A 20,221-nucleotide genomic window follows, 5' to 3' on the forward strand; every position below is an offset into this window, starting at 1 on the left:
CCGCTGCGCGCGCTGCGGATGTAAAAGACGCGGATCAGCTTATTCTGGGTTTTCAGTCCAGAGGCACATTCCCCAGGCCCATCCAGTTGCCATGGCGGTCCCTCACCTGCAGCACAGAACCGCTGCGGTTGCCGGGCTCCTGGAAAAGATAGGCCTGCGACGTGAAGCCACCTCTATGCCAGACGCAGGTCGCGCGGCTGGGAAACACCGGGTCAGGACGCGAGCAGCGAATCGATCCGTCCTCGCTCCGTGCCTCATCTCCCACCACTTGGGTCAAGGTCACCAACTGGACATCATTGCCTTGGCCTTCTGTCCAAAACAGCAGCCACCACTGACCCAGCAAGCCCTGCGCCGTGGTCGCTCCCGGCTCGAGCGCCATACGCACTATTCGCTTGTCCGGCTCGCCGGGAAGCTGCGCACTGCCGCGCACCCTGCTGGGTAATTCCAGCTCCGCGTCTCCGGAGGAAAATTTCATCGCCAATTCGCCAGCGGTATCGACCAACTGCGCGCTGGATGCCGAACCACCCAGCGCTCGCCCGCCCTCGTAGCGATTGAGCGCAAACCGGGTCTCGATCCCTTTATAGGTTCCGCTGCCCATGTGAAAGGTTGGCGCTCCGCCTGGAAGGTAGTTGAACACCTGCGCCAATGCCATGCCGTTTTGCACATCGATGGCCAGGCCACGCCCGGGCTTGCCCAGCAATTCGTCCTCGACGACCCAAGTGCCGCTACTGGGCGTAACGGCCCGATTGCAATTGCGAACATCGCCCACATAGACATCTGCGTAGGCAACACAGCCAGTAATCGCTACACCACCACTCGCGGCAACCGCAACGCCCATCATCTGGTAGGCCTGCACTGCACCCCGGTCCTGTATTTCCACCACCCCGGCCACATCTATATTGAAGATATTCACATCAATCGAGCGTATATCGGGACCTTGGTAGTCGGATGGCTGCACCCCATCGCTGGTGCAGCGAAAGGCGTCTTTTCCCTCCACCTGTACACAGCTGAATTCCTTTCCCCCATAGCTATATCTGCTATGCAGGCCCCCAATGCTCAAACGCCATCCGGCCGGGTCTCCCGATTTCCATATGCCCATCGTCACCGCCCAGCGCGAGCGAAGATCGGCATCCATCACCGCCCCGATAAAATGCCTTGGCCTGCCCATCTCCCAATAGTTGGAGACAAAATCCGCGCTTCTCATCTCGAAGCGCTTGATCGCCATTTCCTCTTCTCCCGGAAACTGCACCGTTCCCTGCAGCCCATTGGCAAAGCTGACCGTCACGCTCCCCGGCGATCCATCCTCCACCGCATCGCGCGCATCGCTGCCAAAGCTGTGCCCGCCCTGGTAGCGCACCAACGGTGCGGTCACGGTATTGCCTTCCAATTGCCCCGTGGCGGTGTAGAAAGTCGCCGGACCCAACTTCTCATATCCAAACACCTGCATGAAAAAGGTGTTGCCTTGCACATCGATTGCCAGGCCACGGCCGGGTTTGCCGTCCACTTCGCTGCTGATAACCCAGGTCCCCGCTTGCGGGGTGAAATCGCGCGCCGCCCAACTAGCGGCGCATGAAAGCGCCATGGTAAATGCCACCACGCTGGACCGGAGCATTTGGATACGGAATCTATTCGGCACTTGGTGTCCCCTCAGGATTTTCGGAGGACAGTATAGAGGGCGGTTTTCAACGATTTGAATGGTCGCTCAAGTCCATGTATTTGCCAGCAATGGGAGACCGCACCTCAAAAAAAACCGGGCCCAGGGCCCGGTGTGAATAGAGGTCCGAGAACCTCTGAGGAGAGTGTGTGACGGTGCTGGTGTCCAGCCAGCTTGCGCGCCTGCCGTCAAGGCGCCTTCCCGGCTTGCGGGGTTGTCTGAAGGTGGGTGTTGGAAGCCTCCTGAAGCCCTGGGTTCCCGTCTTTACGCGGCAGACATGCAACGGCGCCGACTGTGGCCAGATGTCACTTCTGCATCGGGCTGTCCGTGCCCGTGGGCCATTCCAGCACCACGTGGGCGGACTGGCCGCTGCGCACCGTCGCTTGGCGCTGCAATGTCTTGCCGCCCAGTGTGGCGTCGATCTGGTAATTGCCAGGCGGCAGATCGGCCAGCAGGAACGGGCCCTGGCTGGTGGCCTGGAGCACCGTGGCGCCCTGGCTGTTGCGCACCAGCACCTTCACGTTCGATGCGTATTCCGCCCGCCCACCGGTCTGGATGGCGAACTCCAGGCTCAGCGGCCACTGGCTGGCCGCTGCCTTCATCGCCGTGGATTCGTCAAGGCCTATGCCGCCGCTGGTGTAGCGCACGCCCTGGTGGCTGTGCACCGCGGGCATCGCGCCGGTGCCCGCGCCCGGCTCGGCAGCGCCGGCCAGGCCGACACCCGCTATCGAAAAAGAAGCTACCAGCGCATACAGTGCAAGGCTTGTCATGGATTTTTTCATGATTCCATCCTTTCAACCCATGCGCACGGGCACAAAGATCTTCTGCCCGTCGCGCTCGATCAGCAGGGCCACCGATTTGCCGGACTGGCTGACCAGTTCGCGCACCTTGTCCACGCGGCTCACCGGCACGCCGTTGACCGACAGTACCAGATCGCCCGGCTGCACGCCGGCGATCGCCGCGGGGCCGGCAGTGTTTTCCACCACCAGGCCGGCGTCCACGCCCGAGGCCTTCTTCTCCTGCGGCGTCAGCTCGCGCAGCGCCAGGCCCAGCTTGCCTTTCTCGACCTTGGCATTGCTGGCCACCTGCGTGCCCTTGCCCTGGTCGCCGCCCAGCACGGCCGTCACCTCGGTGGGCTTGCCCTGGCGCCAGACCTTCATCTGGGCCGACGCGCCCGGCTTGGCCTGGGCGATGAACGCGGGCAGGTCGTTGGACGACACGATGGGTTGGCCGTTGTAGCTGGCGATCACGTCGCCCGGCTGCAGGCCGGCCTTGTCGGCGGGGCCGCCCTTCTCGACGCTGGCCACCAGCGCGCCTTCGGGCTTGTCGAGCTTGAACGAATCGGCAAACGCCTGGTTCACCTCCTGGATCACCACGCCCAGCCGCGCATGCTCGACCTTGCCGGTGGCCACGATCTGGTCCTTGATGTGCACGGCCAGGTCGATGGGGATGGCGAACGACAGGCCCTCGTAGCCGCCCGAGCGGGTGTAGATCTGCGAGTTGATGCCCACGACCTCGCCGCGCGCATTGAGCAGCGGGCCGCCGGAGTTGCCGGGGTTGACCGCCACGTCGGTCTGGATGAAGGGCACGGCGCTGTCGTCGGGCAGCGCGCGGCCCTTGGCGCTGACCACGCCGGCCGTCACCGAGTTCTCGAAGCCGAACGGCGAGCCGATGGCCAGCACCCATTCGCCCTGCTGCACGCCGGCCGAATCGCCCAGCCGGGCCACCGGCAGGTTCTTCGCGTCGATCTTGAGCACCGCGATGTCGGTCTTGGGGTCCGAGCCCAGCACCTTGGCGCTGAACTCGCGCCGGTCGGTGAGCTTGACGGTCACCGTCTTCGCGCCCTTGACCACGTGGGCATTGGTCAGGATGGTGCCGTCCGGGCTGATGATGAAGCCCGAGCCCTCGCCGGCGACCGGCACCTCCTGCGGGGCCTGGCGGCGCAGGCCCTGCTGCGGCACGCCGAAGCCGAACTGCTTGAAGAACTGCAGCATCGGGTCGTTGGGGTCGAACTGCGGCCCGCGCGACGACGGTGCGGCCGAGGGGCCGTCGTCATCGTCCTCATCGTCGGAGACCTTGCGCGTGCCGCGCACGCTGATGTTGACCACCGCCGGCCCAGCCTGCGCGGTGATGGCGGTGAAGTTGGGCAGCGCGGCCGGTGGCAGCGCGCTCACGGCCGCCGCCGGCGCCACCACGGCGGGTGCGGGCTGTGCATGCGCGGGGCTGTAGACATGCTCGAACGCCGTGGCGCCCACGCCGCCCAGTACGCCGGCGGCCAGCAGGGCCGCGATCAGTTGGCGGGACGAAGGTTGAAAAGCTGCTTGGCTCATGGCGGGTTCTCCGGTCACATTCATATCTCGATGGAGTGACTATGGCAGCCATGGCTTAGAAGAAACTTAGAGCCGCTCTCCGCTTCGGCTAGGCGCCGTAGCGCCCCAGCACCAGCGAGGCATTCACCCCGCCGAAGCCGAAGCCGTTGAGCAAGGCATGCTGCATCGGCATGCGGCGCACGCCGCCGCGCACCAGGTCCAGCCCCTGGGCCAGCGCATCGGGCTGCTCCAGGTTGAGCACCGGCGGCACCACCTGGTCGCGCAGCGCCAGCACGGTGAAGATGCTGGCCACGCCCCCGGCCGCACCCAGCAGGTGGCCAATGGCCGACTTGGTGGCCGTGATGGCCGGGCCGCCCCCGGCACCGAACAGCTCGCGGATGGCGGCCAGCTCCCCCCGGTCGCCCACCGGCGTGGAGGTGGCATGGGCATTCAGGTGCTGGATCTGCGCCGGCTCCAGCCCGGCCTGCGCCAGCGCGGCCTGCATGGCGCGGCGCGCGCCCTCGCCATCCTCGGGCCCGGCGGTGATGTGGTGGGCATCTGCCGAGGTGCCGTAGCCCAGCACTTCGGCCAGCGGCGTGGCGCCGCGCGCCAGCGCATGCTCCAGTTCCTCCAGCACCAACAGGCCCGCGCCCTCGCCCATCACGAAGCCGTCGCGCGCCGCGTCGAAGGGCCGGGAGGCTTTTTCAGGACTGTCGTTGAAGCCGCTGGACAGCGCCTTGGCCGCGGCAAATCCGCCCAGGCTGACGCGGTCGATGCAGGCCTCGCTGCCGCCGCAGACGGCCACGTCGGCCTCGCCGCCGCGGATCAACCGCGCCGCATCGCCCAGGGCCTGGATGCCGGCCGCGCAGGCCGTCACCGGCGCGCCAATCGGCCCCTTGAAGCCGTGGCGGATGGAGACATGCCCGGCCGCCAGGTTCACGAGAAAGGCCGGCACGGTGAACGGCGACAGGCGCTGCGGCCCGCGCGAATCGGTGGTGCGCACCGCCTCGGCAATGGCGCCGAAACCGCCGACACCGGAGGCAATCACCGTGGCCGTGCGCTCCTGCTGCCGCGCCGTCTCGGCCTGCCAGCGGGCCTGCGCCAGCGCCTGGCCGGCCGCGCCCAATGCAAAGGCGCTGAAGCGGTCCATGCGCCGCTGCTCCTTGGGCGAGACCACCGCGTCGGCATTCCAGCCGGCCTCGGCATCCTCGTCCAGCCCTGGCACGCGGCCCGCGATGCGGGTGCCTATGCCTTCGCAGGTCTGCGCATCCAGCATGCGGATGCCGGACTGCCCGGCCAGCAGGCGCTGCCAGGCCAGCTCCACCGAACAGCCCAGCGGCGACACCAGCCCCAGGCCCGTGATGACCACGCGCCGGCTCACAGGCGGGCTCCCGGCCGCCGCCCGCGGGCTGAAAGCGCATGCAGGGCTCGCACAATCTCTGGCAATTTCATGGTGGGACCTTTCGGGCAATTATGATGATGGCCGTCATCATAAACCTTTTAGATGACGATCATAATCTAAAAAATCATGAAAGTATCCAAGACCCAGGCGGCCGAGAACCGTGCCAGCATCGTCGACGCCGCCGCGCGCCTGTACCGTGAGCACGGGCTGGGCGGCGTCGGCGTGGCCGACATCACGCGGGATGCCGGCCTGACCCATGGCGGGCTGTACCGCCATTTCGAGTCCAAGGAAGCGCTGGCTCGGGAAGCCTGCCTGCGCGCCTTCGACTGGACCATCACGCCGCTGGAAGCACTGGACGGCGGCGACGCCGCAGCAGCGGATGCCAGCGCCGATCCGCAGGCCTTGCTGCGCCGCCTGGTGCACGGCTACCTGTCCGCCGCCCACCGCGACCACCCGGGCGAAGGCTGCCCCGCCGCGGCCCTGGCCGTGGACGCCGCGCGCGCCGGGCCGCAGATGTCGGAGGTCTTCGCCGAAGGGGTGGAGCGCAACATCCAGCGCTTTGCCCGCGCGCTGCTGCCGCCGCAGGACGCCGACCCGCGCCCGCCCACGCCAGCCGAGCGCGCGCGCACCATTGGCATGCTGTCCAGCATGGTTGGCGCCCTGGTGCTGGCGCGCGCCACGGCGGCGGGAGATGCCCGGCTGTCCGAGGAAATCCTGGCGACCGTGCGCGCCCAGCTGGCGCCCGAGGCTGGCGGCGAGCCTAGTGCGCGGAAACGATCAACTATAAAAAGATGAGCATTTAGCGCTTTCCATTCGCCATATTCAGAAATAAAACTATCTGAAACTGGCTATGGATAATCGCTAGAAGCTCACTTTTTGATAGTTTCAGAGCTGCACCGCAAAGCGCAGCCGCACCCGCAGCCCGCGCAGTTGCGGCGACTCATCCAGCAGCAGTTCGGCGCCGTGCTGGCGCGCCACCGCGTGCACGATGGCCAGGCCCAGGCCGCTGCCGTGGGCCTCGGTGCCGGGCACGCGGTAGAAGCGGTCGAGCACGCGCTCGCGCTGCTCGGGCGCAATGCCGGGGCCGCTGTCCTCCACCGCCAGCAGCGCATGGCCGGCGCCGTCGCCGTGCCAGCCGACCTGCACCTGGCCGGGCGCCGGCGTGTAGCGCAGCGCGTTCTCCAGCAGGTTGCGCAGCAGCAGCTCCAGCGCATCGGGCTGGCCGCTCACGCGCAGGCCGCGCGCGGCGTCGTCGCAGGTCCAGGTGAGCTGCAGGCCGCGCCGCCCGGCCTCGGCCTGCCACTCGGCCACCAGGCGCTCGCCCAGCGCGGCCATCGGCACCGGCACCGGGCTCTGCGCCTGGGCCTGCCCCGCCTCCTGCCGCGCCAGCGACAGCAGTTGCTCCACCATGCGCGTGGCGCGGTCGATGCCGCCGGTGACGCGCGCGCTGGCGATGCGGCGGGCCTCATCGTCGGGCGCGCGCGCCAGGCTCTGCACCTGCAGCCGCAGCGCGGCCAGCGGCGTGCGCAGCTCGTGCGCGGCGTCGCTCACGAAGTGCTGCAGCGCATCCCACGCGGCCCGCAGGCGCGTGAGCAGCAGGTTCATCTCCTGCACCAGCGGCAGCACCTCGGCCGGCAGGTCCTGCTCGGGCAGCGGCGACAGGTCGTGCGCCGCGCGCGCGGCCACGTTCTGGCGCGTGCGCTCCAGCGGCGCCAGCGCGCGCGAGACCACCCACCACACCACCAGCATGATGAGCGGCGCCAGCAGCGCCACCGGCACGATGGAGCGCAGCGCCAGGTCGCGCGCCATCTCGGCGCGCGAGGCCGCCATCTGCGCCACCTGGATCACCTGGGTCGGCGTCTGCAGCGCATACACGCGATAGGCCGTGCCGCGCACCTGCACGTCGCTGAAGCCCAGCACCGCCACCTGCGGCAGCAGCCGCGGGCTGGCCGAGCGGTAGAGCATGATGCCGTCGGCGCGCCAGATCTGCACGATGGTGTCGCGGCCCCGGGCCTCGGCGTTGTCCAGTTCGTCGGACAGCACCTCGGCCGCCAGCCCGCCCGACAGCGACAGCGCCACGCGCTGCAACTGCGCGTCGAACAGCGCCTCGGTCTCGGTGCGCGCGGTCTGGAAGATCACCAGCGCCTGGATGCACGCGGCCAGCAGCACCACCGCCAGCAATGCGGCGGTGAGCCGGGCCCGCAGCGAACGCGGCGCCTTCATGGCTTGCCACGCTCCCCATCCGGCTGCTGCGCCGGCACCAGGTAGCCCAGCCCGCGCACGTTCTGGATCAGCTCGGCGCCGAGCTTCTTGCGCACGCCGTGGATGTAGACCTCGACCGCGTTGCTGCTGACCTCGTCGCGCCACGAATAGAGTTTCTCCTCGAGCTGGGCGCGCGACAGCACCCGGCCCGGGCGCGCCAGCAGCGGCTCGAGCACCGCCCATTCGCGCGCCGACAGCGTCACCGGCTCGCCGCCCACGCTGGCCTCGTGCGTGGCCGGCACGATGCGCACCGCGCCCCAGGTGTACTCGGGCTCGGCGCGGCCGCTGGCCCGGCGCACCAGCGCGCGGACGCGGGCCAGCAGCTCGTCCAGGTCGTAGGGCTTGATGATGTAGTCATCCGCGCCCGCATCCAGCGCCGCCACGCGCTCGGCGATGGCGTCGCGGGCGGTGGCCACCAGCACCGGCACCCGGCGCAGCGCGGCCGACGATCCCGCCCGCATGCCGCCCAGCACCTGCAGGCCATCGCGTTTGGGCAGGCCCAGGTCGAGCAGCACCAGGTCGTAGTCGCCGGTGGCCAGCGCCGTCTCGGCCATGGCGCCGTCCTTCACCCAGTCCACCGCCCAGTTCGCGGCGCGCAGTGCGTCCAGCACCACCTCGCCGATCATCTGATCGTCTTCCACCAGCAAAATGCGCATGCCAACACCGCCCGATCGAATCTGCCAGACCGCATTATCAAATGCGCCCGCGGCGCCGGTGAAGATGCAAAAAAGCCAGCTGCGGATGGCGCTGTCCGCAACCATCCGTAGCTGGCTTCCAGGCAGCGGCCCTGCCGATGCAAGGCCGCACTGCGGCCGCGGCCCCACGGCCGGCGGCTCCGCCCTCCCCCTCTCTCTTATGGTCCGGATGATATTTAAAATTTAAATCGTATTTTTATTTTTCATAAGAAATAACAATTTATCAACATTCGCCCCGGCACGGTAGCGCCACCGCAAGGCGCCCGCCGGCCCATGGGACAATACGCGCCCTATGACCACGCCCCAGCAGTACGTACAGGACAAGGCCGCCGCCGCGGGCAGCAGCTTCTACTACGCCTTCCGCTTTCTTGCCGCGGACCGCCGCGCCGCGATCACGGCCTTCTATGCCTTTTGCCGCGAGGTGGACGATGTGGTCGACGAGGTCAGCGACGCCAGCGTGGCGCAGAGCAAGCTGGCCTGGTGGCGCACCGAGGTGTCCAACGCCTTTGGCGGCCGCCCGACGCACCCGGTGATGCTGGCGCTGATGCCCCATGTGGGCGCCTTCGGCATCGAGGAGCGCTCGCTGCAGGAGGTCATCCAGGGCTGCCAGATGGACCTGGAGCAGACGCGCTACCTCGACTTTCCCGGCCTGTCGCGCTACTGCCACCTGGTGGCCGGCGTGGTGGGCGAGGTGGCCGCGCGCATCTTCGGCCAGACGCAGGAGCAGACCACGGCCTACGCGCACAAGCTGGGCCTGGCCTTCCAGCTGACCAACATCATCCGCGACGTGGGCGAGGACGCGATGCGCGGCCGCATCTACCTGCCCGTCAACGAGCTGCAGCAGTTCGACGTGAAGGCGCACGAGATCCTGAACCGCCAGTACTCCGAGCGCTTTGCCGCGCTGATGCGCTTCCAGGCCGAGCGCGCGCAGCGCCTCTACGACGAGGCCCTGGCCCTGCTGCCCACCGAGGACTATCGCGCGCAGAAGCCCGGCCTGATGATGGCCAGCATCTACCGCACGCTGCTGTCCGAAATCGAGGCCGACAACTTCCAGGTGCTGCACCAGCGCGTCAGCCTCACGCCGCTGCGCAAGCTGTGGCTGGCCTGGAAGGTGCAGGCGCTGGGGCGCATGTAAGCCCGATGGCGGCTGCGCGCAGGATCGCCATCGTCGGCGGCGGCTGGGCCGGCATGGCCGCCGCCGTGGGGCTGGCGTCCACGTCCCACGTCACCGTATTCGAGGCCGCCCGGGTCTTTGGCGGCCGCGCCCGCGCCGTGCAGCTGCCGCAGCCCGATGGCAGCACGCTCACGCTCGACAACGGCCAGCACATCCTGATCGGCGCCTATGCCGAATGCCGCCGGCTGATGGCCTTGGTAGGGGTGGATGAAAACCGCGCCTTCGTGCGCTTGCCGCTGACGCTGGTCCACCCCGACGGCAGCGGCATCGCCCTGCCCGACCTGGCCCCGCCCTGGGATGCGCTGTGGGGCATCGCCCGCGCCCGCGGCTGGCCATGGCGCGAGCGCTTTGCCCTGCTGCGCCGGGCCGCGCGCTGGCAGCGCCAAGGCTTTGCCTGCGCGAGCACCGCCACCGTGGCCGGGCTATGCGCCGGCCTGCCGCCCAGATTGCAGGCCGAGTTCATCGAGCCGCTGTGCATCTCGGCGCTCAACACGCCCATGGAGCAGGCCAGCGGCGCCGTCTTTCTGCGCGTGCTGCGCGACAGCCTGTTCGCCGGCCGCGGCGGCTCGCACTTCTGGCTGCCCGCTGCCGACCTTGGCGCGCTGTTCCCCAGCACCGCCGCGGCCTGGCTGCAGGCCCGCGGCCACGACTGCCGCACTGGCACGCGCGTCGCCCAACTCACGGCGCGTCCGCAGGGCGGATGGCTGGTCGATGGCGAAGCCTTCGACGCCGTGGTGCTGGCCACGCCCGCGCCCGAGGCCGCCCGGCTGGCGCGCGAGGCCACGGCGCAGGCCGCGCCCTGGGCCGATGCCGCCGCCCGCTTGCAGCACACCGCCATCACCACCGTCTACGCCCAGGCCGACCGCGCCACGCGCCTGCCCCGCCCCGTGCTCGCGCTGCGCAGCCAGCGCGGCTGGCCGGCGCAGTTCGTCTTCGACCGCGGCCAGCTCGGCGGGCCGGCCGGGCTGCTGGCCTTCGTCATCAGCACCAGCGACGGCCCGCAGGCCGAGCTGCAGGCCCAGGTGCTGGCCCAGGCGCAGGCGCAGTTGGGGCTGCCACTGGAGCCGGTGCAGACCATCGTGGAAAAGCGCGCCACCTTCGCCTGCACGCCCGGCCTGCAGCGCCCTGGCATGGCGATTGCGCCCGGGCTGCTGGCCTGCGGCGACTATGTGGATGGGCCCTACCCGGCCACGCTCGAAGGCGCGGTGCTCAGCGGCAGCGCCGTGGCGCAGTTGGTATCAAAATAATAGCTGCTAGCGCTTGATACATAAGCGCTAAAGCCATATTTCCTTAAAAATCACGCCCCAGCAGCGCGCACAGGTCGTGCAAGGTGGCCACCACCGCCTGCGGCGCCGGGCTGGGCAGGTGCCAGGGCGGCGCGGCGCCTTCGGCCGGCTGCCGGTGGTAGTCCAACTCGCGGCGCTGCACCCAGGCGGCCTGCATGCCGGCGGCCAGCGCGCCTTCCACGTCGAGTGCGGCATCGTCGCCCACATGCAGGAAGGCGGACAGCGGCAGCTCCAGCTGCTGCGCCGCCATCTCGAAGATGCGCGCATCGGGCTTGGCCATGCCGGCCAGGTGGGCGCTGATGCCGGCCGAGAAATAGCCGTCCAGCCCCACGCGGTCCAGCCGCGCGTTGCCGTTGGAGATGGCCACCAGCGGGTAGCGCGCCTGCAGCCAGGCCAGGCAATCGTGCACCTCGTCGAACATGTCGACCTGGTTGCGGCCGGCATGGAAGGCCTCGAAGGCCGGCGGCATCAGCGCCGCGTCGCCGCCGGTCTGCTCCAGCGCCCGGGCGATGAACTGCTGGCGGAAGTGCGTCATGTCGTGCAGCCGGTGGGCCAGGTCCACCCGCAGCCGCTCGCGCAGGCGGCGGGCGTTGTCCGGGTCCTGCAGCCAGGCGGCAGTGGCCGGCGCATGCTGCTGCAAGAAGGCGTGCTGCGCGGCCTCGGCGCGGGCCAGCGTGGGCAGCACGGGCCACAGGGTGTCGTCCAGATCGAAACTGATGGCGCGTATGCGCGAGATATCAAGCATCCGGCGAGCATAAGGGATGTTCTGCAGGGAGGCTTTTCACTGAGACAATACCGCCATGCCCCCCCGCTTTGTGACCGAACCCGACCTGCCCGCCGCTGGCTCCGAACGCACCGCCGTCCTGCTCTGCAACCTGGGCACGCCCGACGAGCCCGAGGCTCCCGCGCTGCGCCGCTACCTGGCCGAGTTCCTGGGCGACCCGCGGGTGGTGGAGATTCCGCGCGCGGTGTGGTGGCCCATCCTGCACAGCATCATCCTGCGCGTGCGGCCCGCCAAGTCGGCCGCCAAGTACCGCAGCATCTGGACGCCCGAGGGCTCACCGCTGGCGGTGTGGACCGAGAAGCAGGCCAAGCTGCTGCTGGGCTGGCTGGGCGAGGCCGGCCACCGGGTAACGGTGCGCCACGCCATGCGCTACGGCAGCCCGTCCATCGCCAGCCAGCTCGACGCGCTGAAGGCCGAGGGCGTGCAGCGCATCCTGCTGGTGCCGCTGTACCCGCAGTACTCGGCCACCACCACGGCCAGCGTCTGGGACGCCGCCTACGCCTGGAGCGCCCGGCAGCGCCGCATTCCCGAGCTGCGCTTCGTGAACAGCTACGCCGAAGACGCCGGCTACATCGCCGCGCTGGCCGAGTCGGTGCGCCGCCACTGGAAAACCGAGGGCCGCGCCGACCAGCTGGTGATGAGCTTCCACGGCATCCCCGAGCGCAATGTGCGCCTGGGCGATCCGTACCAGCGCGAATCGCTGGCCACCGCCCAGGCGCTGGCCGAGGCGCTGCAGCTGGCGCCGGAGGATTTCACCGTCACCTTCCAGTCACGCTTCGGCAAGGCCAAGTGGCTGGAGCCCTATACCGAGCCCACGCTGGTGGCGCTGGCGCAGCAGGGCAAGCGCCATGTGCAGGTGATCTGCCCCGGCTTTGCCGCCGACTGCCTGGAGACGCTCGAGGAGATCAACCAGGAGGCGCGCCACGCCTTCCTGCAGGCCGGCGGCACGCGCTTCGACTACATCCCCTGCCTCAACGACCAGCCCGCCTGGATCGGCGCGCTGGGCCGGCTGTGCCAGCAACACCTGCAAGGCTGGCCCACGGCCCGCTGACGCTTTTTTGGATACCCCCGCATTGACCACACCCACCACATCTCCAGCGCCTTCCGCGGCGCCGTGCGCCGAGCTCCTGCACAGCGCGCAGCTGCGCCGCCGCATCGATCCGCAGAGCCTGGGCTTTGCCAGCACGGCCGAGCTGCTGCAGGAGCCCTTCTCGTGGATAGGCCAGGAGCGCGCCCAGGCGGCGGCCGAGTTCGGCCTGGCGCTGGACCAGCCCGACTACCACCTCTTCGTGCTGGGCGACGAAGGCAGCGGCCGCACCTCGCTGCTGCGCCGCGCCATGCAGGCCGAGGCGCTGCGCCGCCCTGCCGCGCCGGACATCTGCTTCGTGCACAACTTTGCCGTGCCCGAGCGGCCGCTGGCGCTGCGCCTGCCCGCGGGCCAGGGCCGCATCCTGCGCCGCCGCATGGAGGCACTGACCGACAAGCTGCCGCGCCAGCTGGAGGCCGCGCTGTCCGAGTCCCACCAGCGCAGCGGCATCGAGCAGATCTACCACCAGGCCCGCCAGCTTGAGGACACGGCCTTCGCCCAGCTGCAGGACTGGGCCCGCGCGCAGGACCTGGACATCGGCCGCGACAACGGCCAGCTCGTCATCCGTATGGACGGCCCTCGCATGAACGGCCCGGCGCGAGATAGTTCAGAGCCAAATCAGCCTCCAGCGCAGGATACACCTGCGCAAGCAGCTATCAATAGCGAAGCAGACCATAGCGAGACAGACCACGCCAGCAGCGATGCTGCCCCGGCCGACGAGCCGCTGCCCGCGCCCGAAGCCGCCGCCGATGCCGGAACGCCGCCGCTCGAATACCAGCTGCGCCTGGAGCTGGCGCAGTTCCGCGGCCAGGTGCGGCTGTGGGAGCAGCAGCGCGACGAGGCGCTGCAGGCCTTCTACCGCGACGCCGCGACGCCGCTGTGGACCGCGGCGCTGGCCCGGCTGGGCGAAGGCCTCACGCCGCAGGGCGAGCATGCCGCCACGCTGCAGCGCTGGCAGTCGCAGGTGCAGGCCGAATGGCTCAAGCAGATCGACCTGTGGGTGCCGCGCAGCATCGCGCAGGAGGCCGACGAGATCTTCGACGGCGGCGGCAGCGACGACGATGCCGAGCAGGACGACGAGCGCCACCGCCGCGAGGCCGGACTGCAGGCGCTGCGCGCGCTGAGCCAGGTCAACCTGGTGGTGGACCACCACGGCGAAAGCCATGCACCGGTGGTCATCGAGGACCAGCCCAGCCTGCGCAACCTGTTCGGCACCATCGACCCGCCCAGCCACGAGGACGAGCAGCGCAGCGACTTCTCGTGCATCCGCGCCGGCAGCGTGCTGCGCGCCGACGGCGGCTTCCTGCTGCTGCACCTGCGCGACCTGGCCGGCACCGGCCCGGACAACGAGGCCGCCTGGCAGTACCTGCGCCGCGTGCTGCGCACCCGCCAGCTTCGCATCGAGGACGTGCACGCCAGCCAGGGCCCGAGCAGCAGCAGCGCGCTGCTGCCCGAGCTGCTGCCGCTGTCGTTCAAGCTGGTGCTGATCGGCTCGGAAGACAGCTACTACCAGCTGCAGGAAGCCGACCCCGACATGGCCCGGCGCTTCCGCTGCAAGGTCGAGTTCTCGGCCCAGTTCAAGGCCAGCACCGCCACCTACCGCGCCACCGCGGCGCTGATGGCGCAGCGCTGCGCGCAGTACCGGCTGCCGCACTGCGACGCCGGCGCCACCGCGCGCCTGCTCGAGGAATCGCACCGCGAGGCCGACGACCAGCAGCGCCAGAGCGGCCGCCTGAACACGCTGGAGGCCCTGCTCGTCGAGAGCGCGCACCTGGCCCAGCTGGAAGGCGGGCACCTGGTGAGCGCCGCCAACGTGGAGGCCGCGGTCGGCGCCCGGCGCCTGCGCCACAACGCCATGGAGGAGGCCCTGCACGACGCCATCGCCGAGGGCGAGCACGTGATCGCCTTCAGCGGCCGGCTGGTGGGGCAGCTCAACGGCATGTCGCAGATCGACACCGGCGACCACCGCTTCGGCCTGCCGGTGCGCATCAGCGCCCGCACCTTCGCGGGGCAGGACGGCGTGCTCAACATCGAGCGCGAGGTCGCCATGTCCGGCCCCATCCACGACAAGGGCGTGCTCATCCTGCAGAGCTACCTGACCTCGCTGTTCGGCCACCTGGCGCCGCTGGCGCTGAATGCGTCGGTGGTGTTCGAGCAGGAGTACAGCGGCATCGAGGGCGACTCGGCCTCGTGCGCCGAGCTGCTGGCACTGCTGTCGTCGCTGTCGGGCCTGCCGCTGCTGCAGAACATCGCGGTGACCGGCGCGCTCAACCAGCACGGTGAGATCCTGCCCGTGGGCGGCCTCAACGAAAAGATCGAGGGCTGGTTCGACCTGTGCGCCAGCCAGGGCCTGCATGGCGCGCACGGCGTGCTCATCCCGGCGCGCAACCAGCGCCACCTGATGCTGGACCAGCGCGTAATCGCCGCGGTGCAGGCCGGGCGCTTCCACGTCTACACCGCCGAGCACGTCAGCCAGGCCGTGGCGCTGCTGATGGAGCAGACCGATTGCCAGCCCTGCGCCAACCCGTCCACCGTCGCCGGCCCGGCCCCACTGCCGGCGCTGGTGATGGAGCGGGCCGAGGCCCGGCTGCGCCAGTTCCGCCTGGCGCTGCAGAAGGCCGAGGCGGCGCCCAAGCGCAGCCAGCGCCAGCGGGGCAAACGGGTGGCTGACTCGCTGCACGGCGAATAGTTCACACCATCTATGGAACAATGAATTCCGCTAGAGCCGGTTTATCGAAAGCGTTTGTCGACCTACACTTTCCCCATCGTTGAACAAGAGCAAGACATCTCAACGCTACGACTCAACGAAGCGATCGGCCAGCGGGCCGGTCGCCACACACTGGAAAGGATCCAAAAATGATGAACGCACGTATTCTGGCCGTCGCCGCTTCCCTGGCCCTGGGCTCCGTGGCCGCACAGGCCGGCTCGCTGTTCGAAGGCGAAGGCTCTAATGCCCCTGCCGTGGCCGCTACCAGCCAGCTGAGCCGCGCCGACGTGGTCGCCCAGGTGGCCGAAGCCAACCGCAACGGCTCCATGGCCGTGATCGGCGACAGCATGAACTTTGCCGACAGCCGCCAAGGCGCCTCGTCGCTGAGCCGCGCCGAAGTGAGCCAGCAAGCCGCCCAGGCGCTGCACGCCGGCCGCATTGCCAACGGCGAAAGCTACGGCGAATAAGCCTGCGGTCCTGCACAGGGGCCGCTCCATAAAAAAAAGCTGCTGAATCCTCAGCAGCTTTTTTTTCGCCTGGGCGGTACCGACTGGCGTGGTCAGGTGCTCAGGGGGCCGTGGCCGCCTCCAGCGCCGCGGCCAGCTCGCTGCGCAGGCGCTCGTTTTCCGTCTCCAGCTCCTGCACGCGCGCGCGCAGCGTCGTCAGCTGCTGCTGCGCGGCGTCCAGCGCCGCATCCACGGCCTGCATGCCGTGGGCCTGGGCAGCCTGCTCGGCGGGCGAGGCATCTTCCGCGCCCTCGGGCTGCTCGGCCTTGGGCTTGCGCTTGGCGTCGCGCACGCGCTTGGCCGCCTGCTTCAGGTCTTCCTTGCCGCCCTGCGCCGCTGCCTGCTGCTCGGCTGCCGGCAGCGTGGCCACCACGGCGGCGGTGTTGATGGAGATGTCGCCGGCCTTGATGGCCTGCACCAGTTCGGGCGCCGCGTGCTTCTGGATCTTCTCGATCTGCGCCACCTGGGCGTTGGACAGGCGCGCGGCCTTGGCCACCGCCTCGCGCGTGGCGACCTTCTCCAGCTCGACGGCATCCTCGGCGCTGAAGACGGGCACGTCAGCGGCCGGTGCGTCGGCCTCGGCGGGCTCCGCGCCCTCGGCCTTGGGTACCGGGAAAGGCGCCTGCTGCTTGCGCGACGCCAGGATGGCGCGCTTGCGCAGCGCCAGCACGCCGCGCTGGTAGTCCGACACGCTGCGCCGGCCCAGGTGCTGGTCGATCATCCACAGGTGCACATCCTCCATGGTCTGGAAGCGCGTGTTCTGCACCGTGTTGAACGGCAGGCCGTGCTTGCTGCAGATGCTGTAGCGGTTGTGGCCGTCCACCAGCACGTCGCCCCATAGCACCAGCGCATCGCGGCAGCCCTCGGCCAGGATGCTGCGCTCCAGCGCCTCGTATTCGTCCGCGCTCAAGGGGTCGATATACGCCTTGAGCTCCTCATTGATCACTATGTCCATCGCTGCGCGGTTCTTCGTCTGCCAAAACCCTCGATTGTAGGGAAGACCCGCCCTGTCTCCTGAGTGGCTTCGGCAATCACCGCACAATGGCACCATCCCCAGCCACCGCAGGAATCTAGCCATGAAGCAATTATTCACATTCGTCCTGGCCGGCACGCTGGCCGGCGCTGCCCTGGCCGCGCAGCCGCTGCTGTCGCCGCAGGAGCTGCAGGCGCAGCTGGCCGCCGCGCCGGCTGGGCTGAAGGTCATCGACATCCGCGACCCCAAGCTGTATGCGCAGCAGCACATTCCCGGCGCGCTGAATGCGCCCTACGGCAAGTGGCGCGGCCCGGCCAGCAACCCGGGTGAGCTGCCCGACATCGCCAAACTCACCACGCTGGTGCAGTCGCTGGGGCTGACGCCAGCCACGCACGCCGTGGTGGTCTCGACCGGCGCGGACGCGACCGACTTTGGCGCCATGGCCCGTGTGTACTGGACGCTGAAGGTACTGGGCCTGAAGGAGCTGTCCATCGTCAACGGCGGCATGAAGGCCTGGCAGGCCGGCGGCGGCGCGGTCGATGCCAGCGCGCCGCAGGTGGCGGCCAGCGGCTGGCAGCCGCAGATCGACACGAACTACCTCGTCACCCGCGAGCAGGTGCGCCAGCATGTGGACCTGAGCAATGCCTCGCTGGTGGATTCGCGGCCCGACGCCTTCTACCAGGGCCAGACCCGCGCGCCCGCGGCCAAGCTCTCGGGCACGTTGCCGGGGGCGCAGCAGCTGGACTTCAACCAGTGGTTCGTGCCCGGCACGTCGCGCTTCGTCGACACGGCCACCGCCCGGCAGATCGCCGCCCAGGTGCAGCGCAAGGACGGCGAGGACACCGTGGCCTTCTGCAACACCGGCCACTGGGCCGCGACCGACTGGTTCGGCCTGAGCGAGGTGGCCGGCTACCCGAACGTGAAGCTCTACGCCGGCTCGATGGTGGACTGGACCCAGTCCGCCGACGCCCCGCCCATGCAGAACCAACCCGGCCGCATGGAATCGCTGGCCTACGACGCCAGGCAATGGTGGCAGCGCAAGTTCAAGTGATTTTGAATAAAATCGGCATCCAGCGCTTATGCAGCAAGCGCTGATAGCTATTATTTTTATAGAAACCAGCATCTTCCACCCATGAAACGACTCCCCCTGTCGGTCCTGATGGCCGTGTTCTTTGGCTGGCTGCTGTGGACGGTGTCCGCACGCCAGGCGGCCCTGTTCCTTGTCGGCATCGGCCTGGGCGCGGTGCTGGCGGGCAAGCGCTTCGGCTTCACCACCGGCTGGCGCCTGCTGGTCGAGAACAAGGACCCGCGCGGCGTCTTCGGCCAGTTGCTGCTGCTGGCGCTGGCGGCCGCGCTGGCCATGCCGCTGCTGGGGCACTTTCCGGAGCTGACGGCCGCGCTCGGCCCGCCCAGCGTGAGCCTGCTGGTCGGCGCCTTCGTCTTCGGCCTGTGCATGCAGATCGCGGACGGCTGCGGCAGCGGCACGCTGTACAAGGCCGGCATGGGCATCCCGATGAACACGGCCATCCTGCCGCTGTTCGCGCTGGGCAGCTTTCTCGGCTCGGCCCACCTGGGCTGGTGGCTGGAGCTGGGCCGCCTGCCGGCCGTGGGCCTGGTCGGCACCTGGGGCTGGCTGCCCGCGCTGGCCGCCACGCTGGCGGCGCTGGCGCTGATCGGCTTTGCCGTGCGCCGCTACACCGCCGGCGCGCGGCCCCAAAACCTGTCATCGCCGTGGGAGCGCCGCTGGGTGACGGGCGCGATCTGGCTGGCCATCCTGGCCACGCTGAACCTGGTGCTCGCCGGCCAGCCCTGGGGCGTGGTCTACGGCTTCGGCCTCTGGGCCGCGAAGATCGCCAACGCCACCGGCGCGGTCGACCTGGCGCACAACTGGTTCTGGAGCCAGCCGGGCAACGCCGCGCGGCTGCAGGAGACGATGCTGCTCGACGTGACCAGCATCACCAACATCGGCATCCTGGCCGGCGCGCTGTGGGTGGCGGCCGGCAAGCCCGCCGCGGCCAAGCCGCTGACCGGCACGCAATGGCTGGTGGCGCTGGCGGCCGGCCTGGTGCTGGGCTACAGCTCGCGCCTGGCCTTTGGCTGCAACGTGGGTGCGATGCTCTCGGGCATCAGCACCGGCAGCATCCATGGCTGGATCTGGGTGCCGCTGGCCTTTGCCGGCACCATCTTCGGGCTGCGCATCCGCCGCCATTTCGGCTTCTGATCCGGGGGACTCCGCCATGACCACAGCAAGCACCCTGCGCCTGGCATTCTGGGCCGCCCTTGTCGCCTTCGTGGCCTGGGACTACGGCCACTCGAAGCCGGTGGACCTGCGCTTCGAGGCACCCTTCATCGCGGCCGGCTCGGGCCAGCAGGCCTCGGGCGGGCACTGTTCGATGCCGGACTAGGCTGCGGCGGTAGCAGCGTCCTGTTCCGGCTCCAGCCGGTTCACGTCATAGCCAGCAGCCACCCAGGCATCGAGGCCGCCGAGCAGCGGGCGCACCTTGCGGTAGCCTGCCCGGTGCAGCATGCGCGCCACGACGGCGGCCGACACCTCGTTCGGGCAGGCGCAGTAGACCACCACCTCGTCGCCGGGCGTCACCGCCGGCAGCGTCTGGTGGCTGGCGCCGGGCACGAACACATGGGCGCCGGGGATGTGCGACTCGCCGTAGGCCGCGTGCGAGCGCACGTCCAACACCACCGGCGGCCGCTCGCTGGCCAGCATGTGGCGCAGCTCATCCACCGTGACCCGCGCCATGCGCAGCGAGCGGATCAGCTGCCGCCGCGCCCACCATTTGCGCGCCAGGAACACCCCCAGCGCCAGCGCCAGCAGCAGCACGCCCCACTGGCCCAGCGCCATGAGCACGGCCAGCAATTCCTCGACCGCCGAGCTAAAGACCTGCCCCAGCAGCACCGCCGAGCCCACCCAGATGCAGGCGCCCAGGCCGTCGAGCAGCAGGAAGCGGTGGCGCGGCGTACCCACCACGCCGGCCAGCGCGCTGGCCACCGACGCAAAGCCCGGAATGAACTTGGCCACCAGCAGCGACTTGGGGCCAAAGCGCGTGTACAGCCCCTCGGTCTGGCGCACGCAGCTGTCGGGCGACAGCGAGATGCGGCACAGCCGCGACATCACGCGGCGGCCGTAGCGCTGGCCCAGCAGGTACCACACGCCGTCGGCCAGCAGCGCCGCCAGCACCGCCACGGCCACCAGCAGCCAGCGCTCCGTGCCATTCGCCGCCACCGCGCCGGTCACCACCAGCACCGGGTAGGCAGGCAGCGGCGCGCCCAGTTGCTCGATGAGCACGTTCAGAAAAACAATCCCCAATCCGTACTCGCGGATCAGATCGACGATCAGCTGCATGGCAAGGCGGTGGTTCTATGCATA

At 69.4% G+C, this 20,221-nt stretch carries 18 protein-coding genes; 9 read left to right on the forward strand and 9 right to left on the reverse strand.

Going from position 1 to position 20,221, the window contains the following annotated elements; genetic code table 11:
• Positions 1 to 52: 52 nt before the first annotated feature.
• From ACYVKR_RS15255 to fabF, 4 genes are all read right to left on the reverse strand, one after another.
• Entirely contained in the window at positions 53 to 1,582 is a 1,530-nt protein-coding gene (locus tag ACYVKR_RS15255) for a hypothetical protein (RefSeq protein ID WP_460481782.1), read from the reverse strand.
• Positions 1,583 to 1,959: 377 nt separating this feature from the next.
• Positions 1,960 to 2,424 (reverse strand): carboxypeptidase-like regulatory domain-containing protein, encoded by a 465-nt coding sequence (locus tag ACYVKR_RS15260; protein ID WP_460481783.1) that lies wholly within the window; start codon positions 2,422 to 2,424, stop codon positions 1,960 to 1,962.
• A 24-nt stretch (positions 2,425 to 2,448) separates the two neighbouring features.
• The gene (locus ACYVKR_RS15265; RefSeq protein WP_460481784.1) at positions 2,449 to 3,984 is read right to left on the reverse strand and encodes a DegQ family serine endoprotease; all 1,536 of its coding nucleotides are present in this window, start codon (positions 3,982 to 3,984) and stop codon (positions 2,449 to 2,451) included.
• A gap of 88 nt (positions 3,985 to 4,072) precedes the next feature.
• On the reverse strand, positions 4,073 to 5,344 hold the full coding sequence (fabF, locus tag ACYVKR_RS15270) for a beta-ketoacyl-[acyl-carrier-protein] synthase II (RefSeq protein ID WP_460481785.1): 1,272 nt from the start codon (positions 5,342 to 5,344) through the stop codon (positions 4,073 to 4,075).
• Between the two features lie 147 nt (positions 5,345 to 5,491).
• On the opposite strand from fabF, the gene ACYVKR_RS15275 reads away from it, so the two are divergent.
• The gene (locus ACYVKR_RS15275; RefSeq protein WP_460481786.1) at positions 5,492 to 6,160 is read left to right on the forward strand and encodes a TetR/AcrR family transcriptional regulator; all 669 of its coding nucleotides are present in this window, start codon (positions 5,492 to 5,494) and stop codon (positions 6,158 to 6,160) included.
• Between the two features lie 90 nt (positions 6,161 to 6,250).
• Here the strand turns inward: ACYVKR_RS15275 and ACYVKR_RS15280 are convergent, their stop codons facing one another.
• Both ACYVKR_RS15280 and ACYVKR_RS15285 read right to left on the reverse strand, forming a co-directional pair.
• Positions 6,251 to 7,588: an ATP-binding protein gene (locus ACYVKR_RS15280; RefSeq protein ID WP_460481787.1), complete on the reverse strand. Its 1,338-nt coding sequence runs from the start codon at positions 7,586 to 7,588 to the stop codon at positions 6,251 to 6,253.
• Positions 7,585 to 8,283, reverse strand: coding sequence for a response regulator (locus ACYVKR_RS15285; RefSeq protein ID WP_460481788.1), 699 nt, complete (start codon positions 8,281 to 8,283; stop codon positions 7,585 to 7,587). The genes ACYVKR_RS15280 and ACYVKR_RS15285 overlap by 4 nt, the downstream gene beginning before the upstream one ends.
• Before the next feature lie 331 nt (positions 8,284 to 8,614).
• Here ACYVKR_RS15285 and hpnD point away from each other — a divergent pair, with 331 nt between their 5' ends.
• Together hpnD and hpnE are read left to right on the forward strand one after the other, a co-directional pair.
• Entirely contained in the window at positions 8,615 to 9,457 is an 843-nt protein-coding gene (gene hpnD / locus ACYVKR_RS15290; RefSeq protein ID WP_460481789.1) for a phytoene/squalene synthase family protein, read from the forward strand.
• Between the two features lie 5 nt (positions 9,458 to 9,462).
• A complete protein-coding gene (gene hpnE / locus ACYVKR_RS15295) occupies positions 9,463 to 10,743 on the forward strand; it encodes a hydroxysqualene dehydroxylase (protein WP_460481790.1) in 1,281 nt (426 codons plus the stop codon).
• 43 nt (positions 10,744 to 10,786) lie between these two features.
• Here the strand turns inward: hpnE and ACYVKR_RS15300 are convergent, their stop codons facing one another.
• A complete protein-coding gene (locus ACYVKR_RS15300) occupies positions 10,787 to 11,527 on the reverse strand; it encodes an HAD family hydrolase (RefSeq protein ID WP_460481791.1) in 741 nt (246 codons plus the stop codon).
• 55 nt (positions 11,528 to 11,582) lie between these two features.
• On the opposite strand from ACYVKR_RS15300, the gene hemH reads away from it, so the two are divergent.
• The 3 genes from hemH to ACYVKR_RS15315 all read left to right on the forward strand — a co-directional run bounded on the left by hemH (position 11,583) and on the right by ACYVKR_RS15315 (position 15,827).
• Positions 11,583 to 12,617: a ferrochelatase gene (hemH, locus tag ACYVKR_RS15305; RefSeq protein WP_460481792.1), complete on the forward strand. Its 1,035-nt coding sequence runs from the start codon at positions 11,583 to 11,585 to the stop codon at positions 12,615 to 12,617.
• 22 nt (positions 12,618 to 12,639) lie between these two features.
• A complete protein-coding gene (locus ACYVKR_RS15310) occupies positions 12,640 to 15,342 on the forward strand; it encodes an AAA family ATPase (RefSeq protein ID WP_460481793.1) in 2,703 nt (900 codons plus the stop codon).
• Positions 15,343 to 15,512: 170 nt separating this feature from the next.
• On the forward strand, positions 15,513 to 15,827 hold the full coding sequence (locus ACYVKR_RS15315; protein ID WP_460481794.1) for a hypothetical protein: 315 nt from the start codon (positions 15,513 to 15,515) through the stop codon (positions 15,825 to 15,827).
• 100 nt (positions 15,828 to 15,927) lie between these two features.
• Here the strand turns inward: ACYVKR_RS15315 and ACYVKR_RS15320 are convergent, their stop codons facing one another.
• Positions 15,928 to 16,821 (reverse strand): plasmid replication/partition related protein, encoded by an 894-nt coding sequence (locus ACYVKR_RS15320; RefSeq protein WP_460481795.1) that lies wholly within the window; start codon positions 16,819 to 16,821, stop codon positions 15,928 to 15,930.
• 121 nt (positions 16,822 to 16,942) lie between these two features.
• Here ACYVKR_RS15320 and ACYVKR_RS15325 point away from each other — a divergent pair, with 121 nt between their 5' ends.
• From ACYVKR_RS15325 to ACYVKR_RS15335, 3 genes are all read left to right on the forward strand, one after another.
• Positions 16,943 to 17,890: a sulfurtransferase gene (locus tag ACYVKR_RS15325; protein WP_460481796.1), complete on the forward strand. Its 948-nt coding sequence runs from the start codon at positions 16,943 to 16,945 to the stop codon at positions 17,888 to 17,890.
• A gap of 81 nt (positions 17,891 to 17,971) precedes the next feature.
• The gene (locus ACYVKR_RS15330; protein ID WP_460481797.1) at positions 17,972 to 19,060 is read left to right on the forward strand and encodes a YeeE/YedE thiosulfate transporter family protein; all 1,089 of its coding nucleotides are present in this window, start codon (positions 17,972 to 17,974) and stop codon (positions 19,058 to 19,060) included.
• A gap of 16 nt (positions 19,061 to 19,076) precedes the next feature.
• Positions 19,077 to 19,244 carry a hypothetical protein gene (locus ACYVKR_RS15335; protein ID WP_460481798.1) on the forward strand — a complete coding sequence of 56 codons (168 nt, stop codon included), beginning with the start codon at positions 19,077 to 19,079 and terminating at the stop codon, positions 19,242 to 19,244.
• Here ACYVKR_RS15335 and ACYVKR_RS15340 read toward each other — a convergent pair.
• Positions 19,241 to 20,197 carry a rhodanese-like domain-containing protein gene (locus ACYVKR_RS15340; RefSeq protein WP_460481799.1) on the reverse strand — a complete coding sequence of 319 codons (957 nt, stop codon included), beginning with the start codon at positions 20,195 to 20,197 and terminating at the stop codon, positions 19,241 to 19,243. The genes ACYVKR_RS15335 and ACYVKR_RS15340 overlap by 4 nt on opposite strands.
• Positions 20,198 to 20,221 lie beyond the last annotated feature (24 nt).

The sequence above is a fragment of the Comamonas humi genome, from assembly GCF_054782535.1.

Excerpts from the sequence above, each read along its gene's own strand:
- ACYVKR_RS15255 (WP_460481782.1), bottom strand. The coding sequence starts at position 1,582 with ATGGCGCTTTCATGCGCCGCTAGTTGGGCGGCGCGCGATTTCACCCCG.
- ACYVKR_RS15260 (WP_460481783.1), bottom strand. The coding sequence starts at position 2,424 with ATGACAAGCCTTGCACTGTATGCGCTGGTAGCTTCTTTTTCGATAGCG.
- ACYVKR_RS15265 (WP_460481784.1), bottom strand. The coding sequence starts at position 3,984 with ATGAGCCAAGCAGCTTTTCAACCTTCGTCCCGCCAACTGATCGCGGCC.
- ACYVKR_RS15275 (WP_460481786.1), top strand. The coding sequence starts at position 5,492 with ATGAAAGTATCCAAGACCCAGGCGGCCGAGAACCGTGCCAGCATCGTC.
- ACYVKR_RS15280 (WP_460481787.1), bottom strand. The coding sequence starts at position 7,588 with ATGAAGGCGCCGCGTTCGCTGCGGGCCCGGCTCACCGCCGCATTGCTG.
- ACYVKR_RS15285 (WP_460481788.1), bottom strand. The coding sequence starts at position 8,283 with ATGCGCATTTTGCTGGTGGAAGACGATCAGATGATCGGCGAGGTGGTG.
- hpnD (WP_460481789.1), top strand. The coding sequence starts at position 8,615 with ATGACCACGCCCCAGCAGTACGTACAGGACAAGGCCGCCGCCGCGGGC.
- hpnE (WP_460481790.1), top strand. The coding sequence starts at position 9,463 with ATGGCGGCTGCGCGCAGGATCGCCATCGTCGGCGGCGGCTGGGCCGGC.
- ACYVKR_RS15300 (WP_460481791.1), bottom strand. The coding sequence starts at position 11,527 with ATGCTTGATATCTCGCGCATACGCGCCATCAGTTTCGATCTGGACGAC.
- hemH (WP_460481792.1), top strand. The coding sequence starts at position 11,583 with ATGCCCCCCCGCTTTGTGACCGAACCCGACCTGCCCGCCGCTGGCTCC.
- ACYVKR_RS15315 (WP_460481794.1), top strand. The coding sequence starts at position 15,513 with ATGAACGCACGTATTCTGGCCGTCGCCGCTTCCCTGGCCCTGGGCTCC.
- ACYVKR_RS15320 (WP_460481795.1), bottom strand. The coding sequence starts at position 16,821 with ATGGACATAGTGATCAATGAGGAGCTCAAGGCGTATATCGACCCCTTG.
- ACYVKR_RS15325 (WP_460481796.1), top strand. The coding sequence starts at position 16,943 with ATGAAGCAATTATTCACATTCGTCCTGGCCGGCACGCTGGCCGGCGCT.
- ACYVKR_RS15330 (WP_460481797.1), top strand. The coding sequence starts at position 17,972 with ATGAAACGACTCCCCCTGTCGGTCCTGATGGCCGTGTTCTTTGGCTGG.
- ACYVKR_RS15335 (WP_460481798.1), top strand. The coding sequence starts at position 19,077 with ATGACCACAGCAAGCACCCTGCGCCTGGCATTCTGGGCCGCCCTTGTC.
- ACYVKR_RS15340 (WP_460481799.1), bottom strand. The coding sequence starts at position 20,197 with ATGCAGCTGATCGTCGATCTGATCCGCGAGTACGGATTGGGGATTGTT.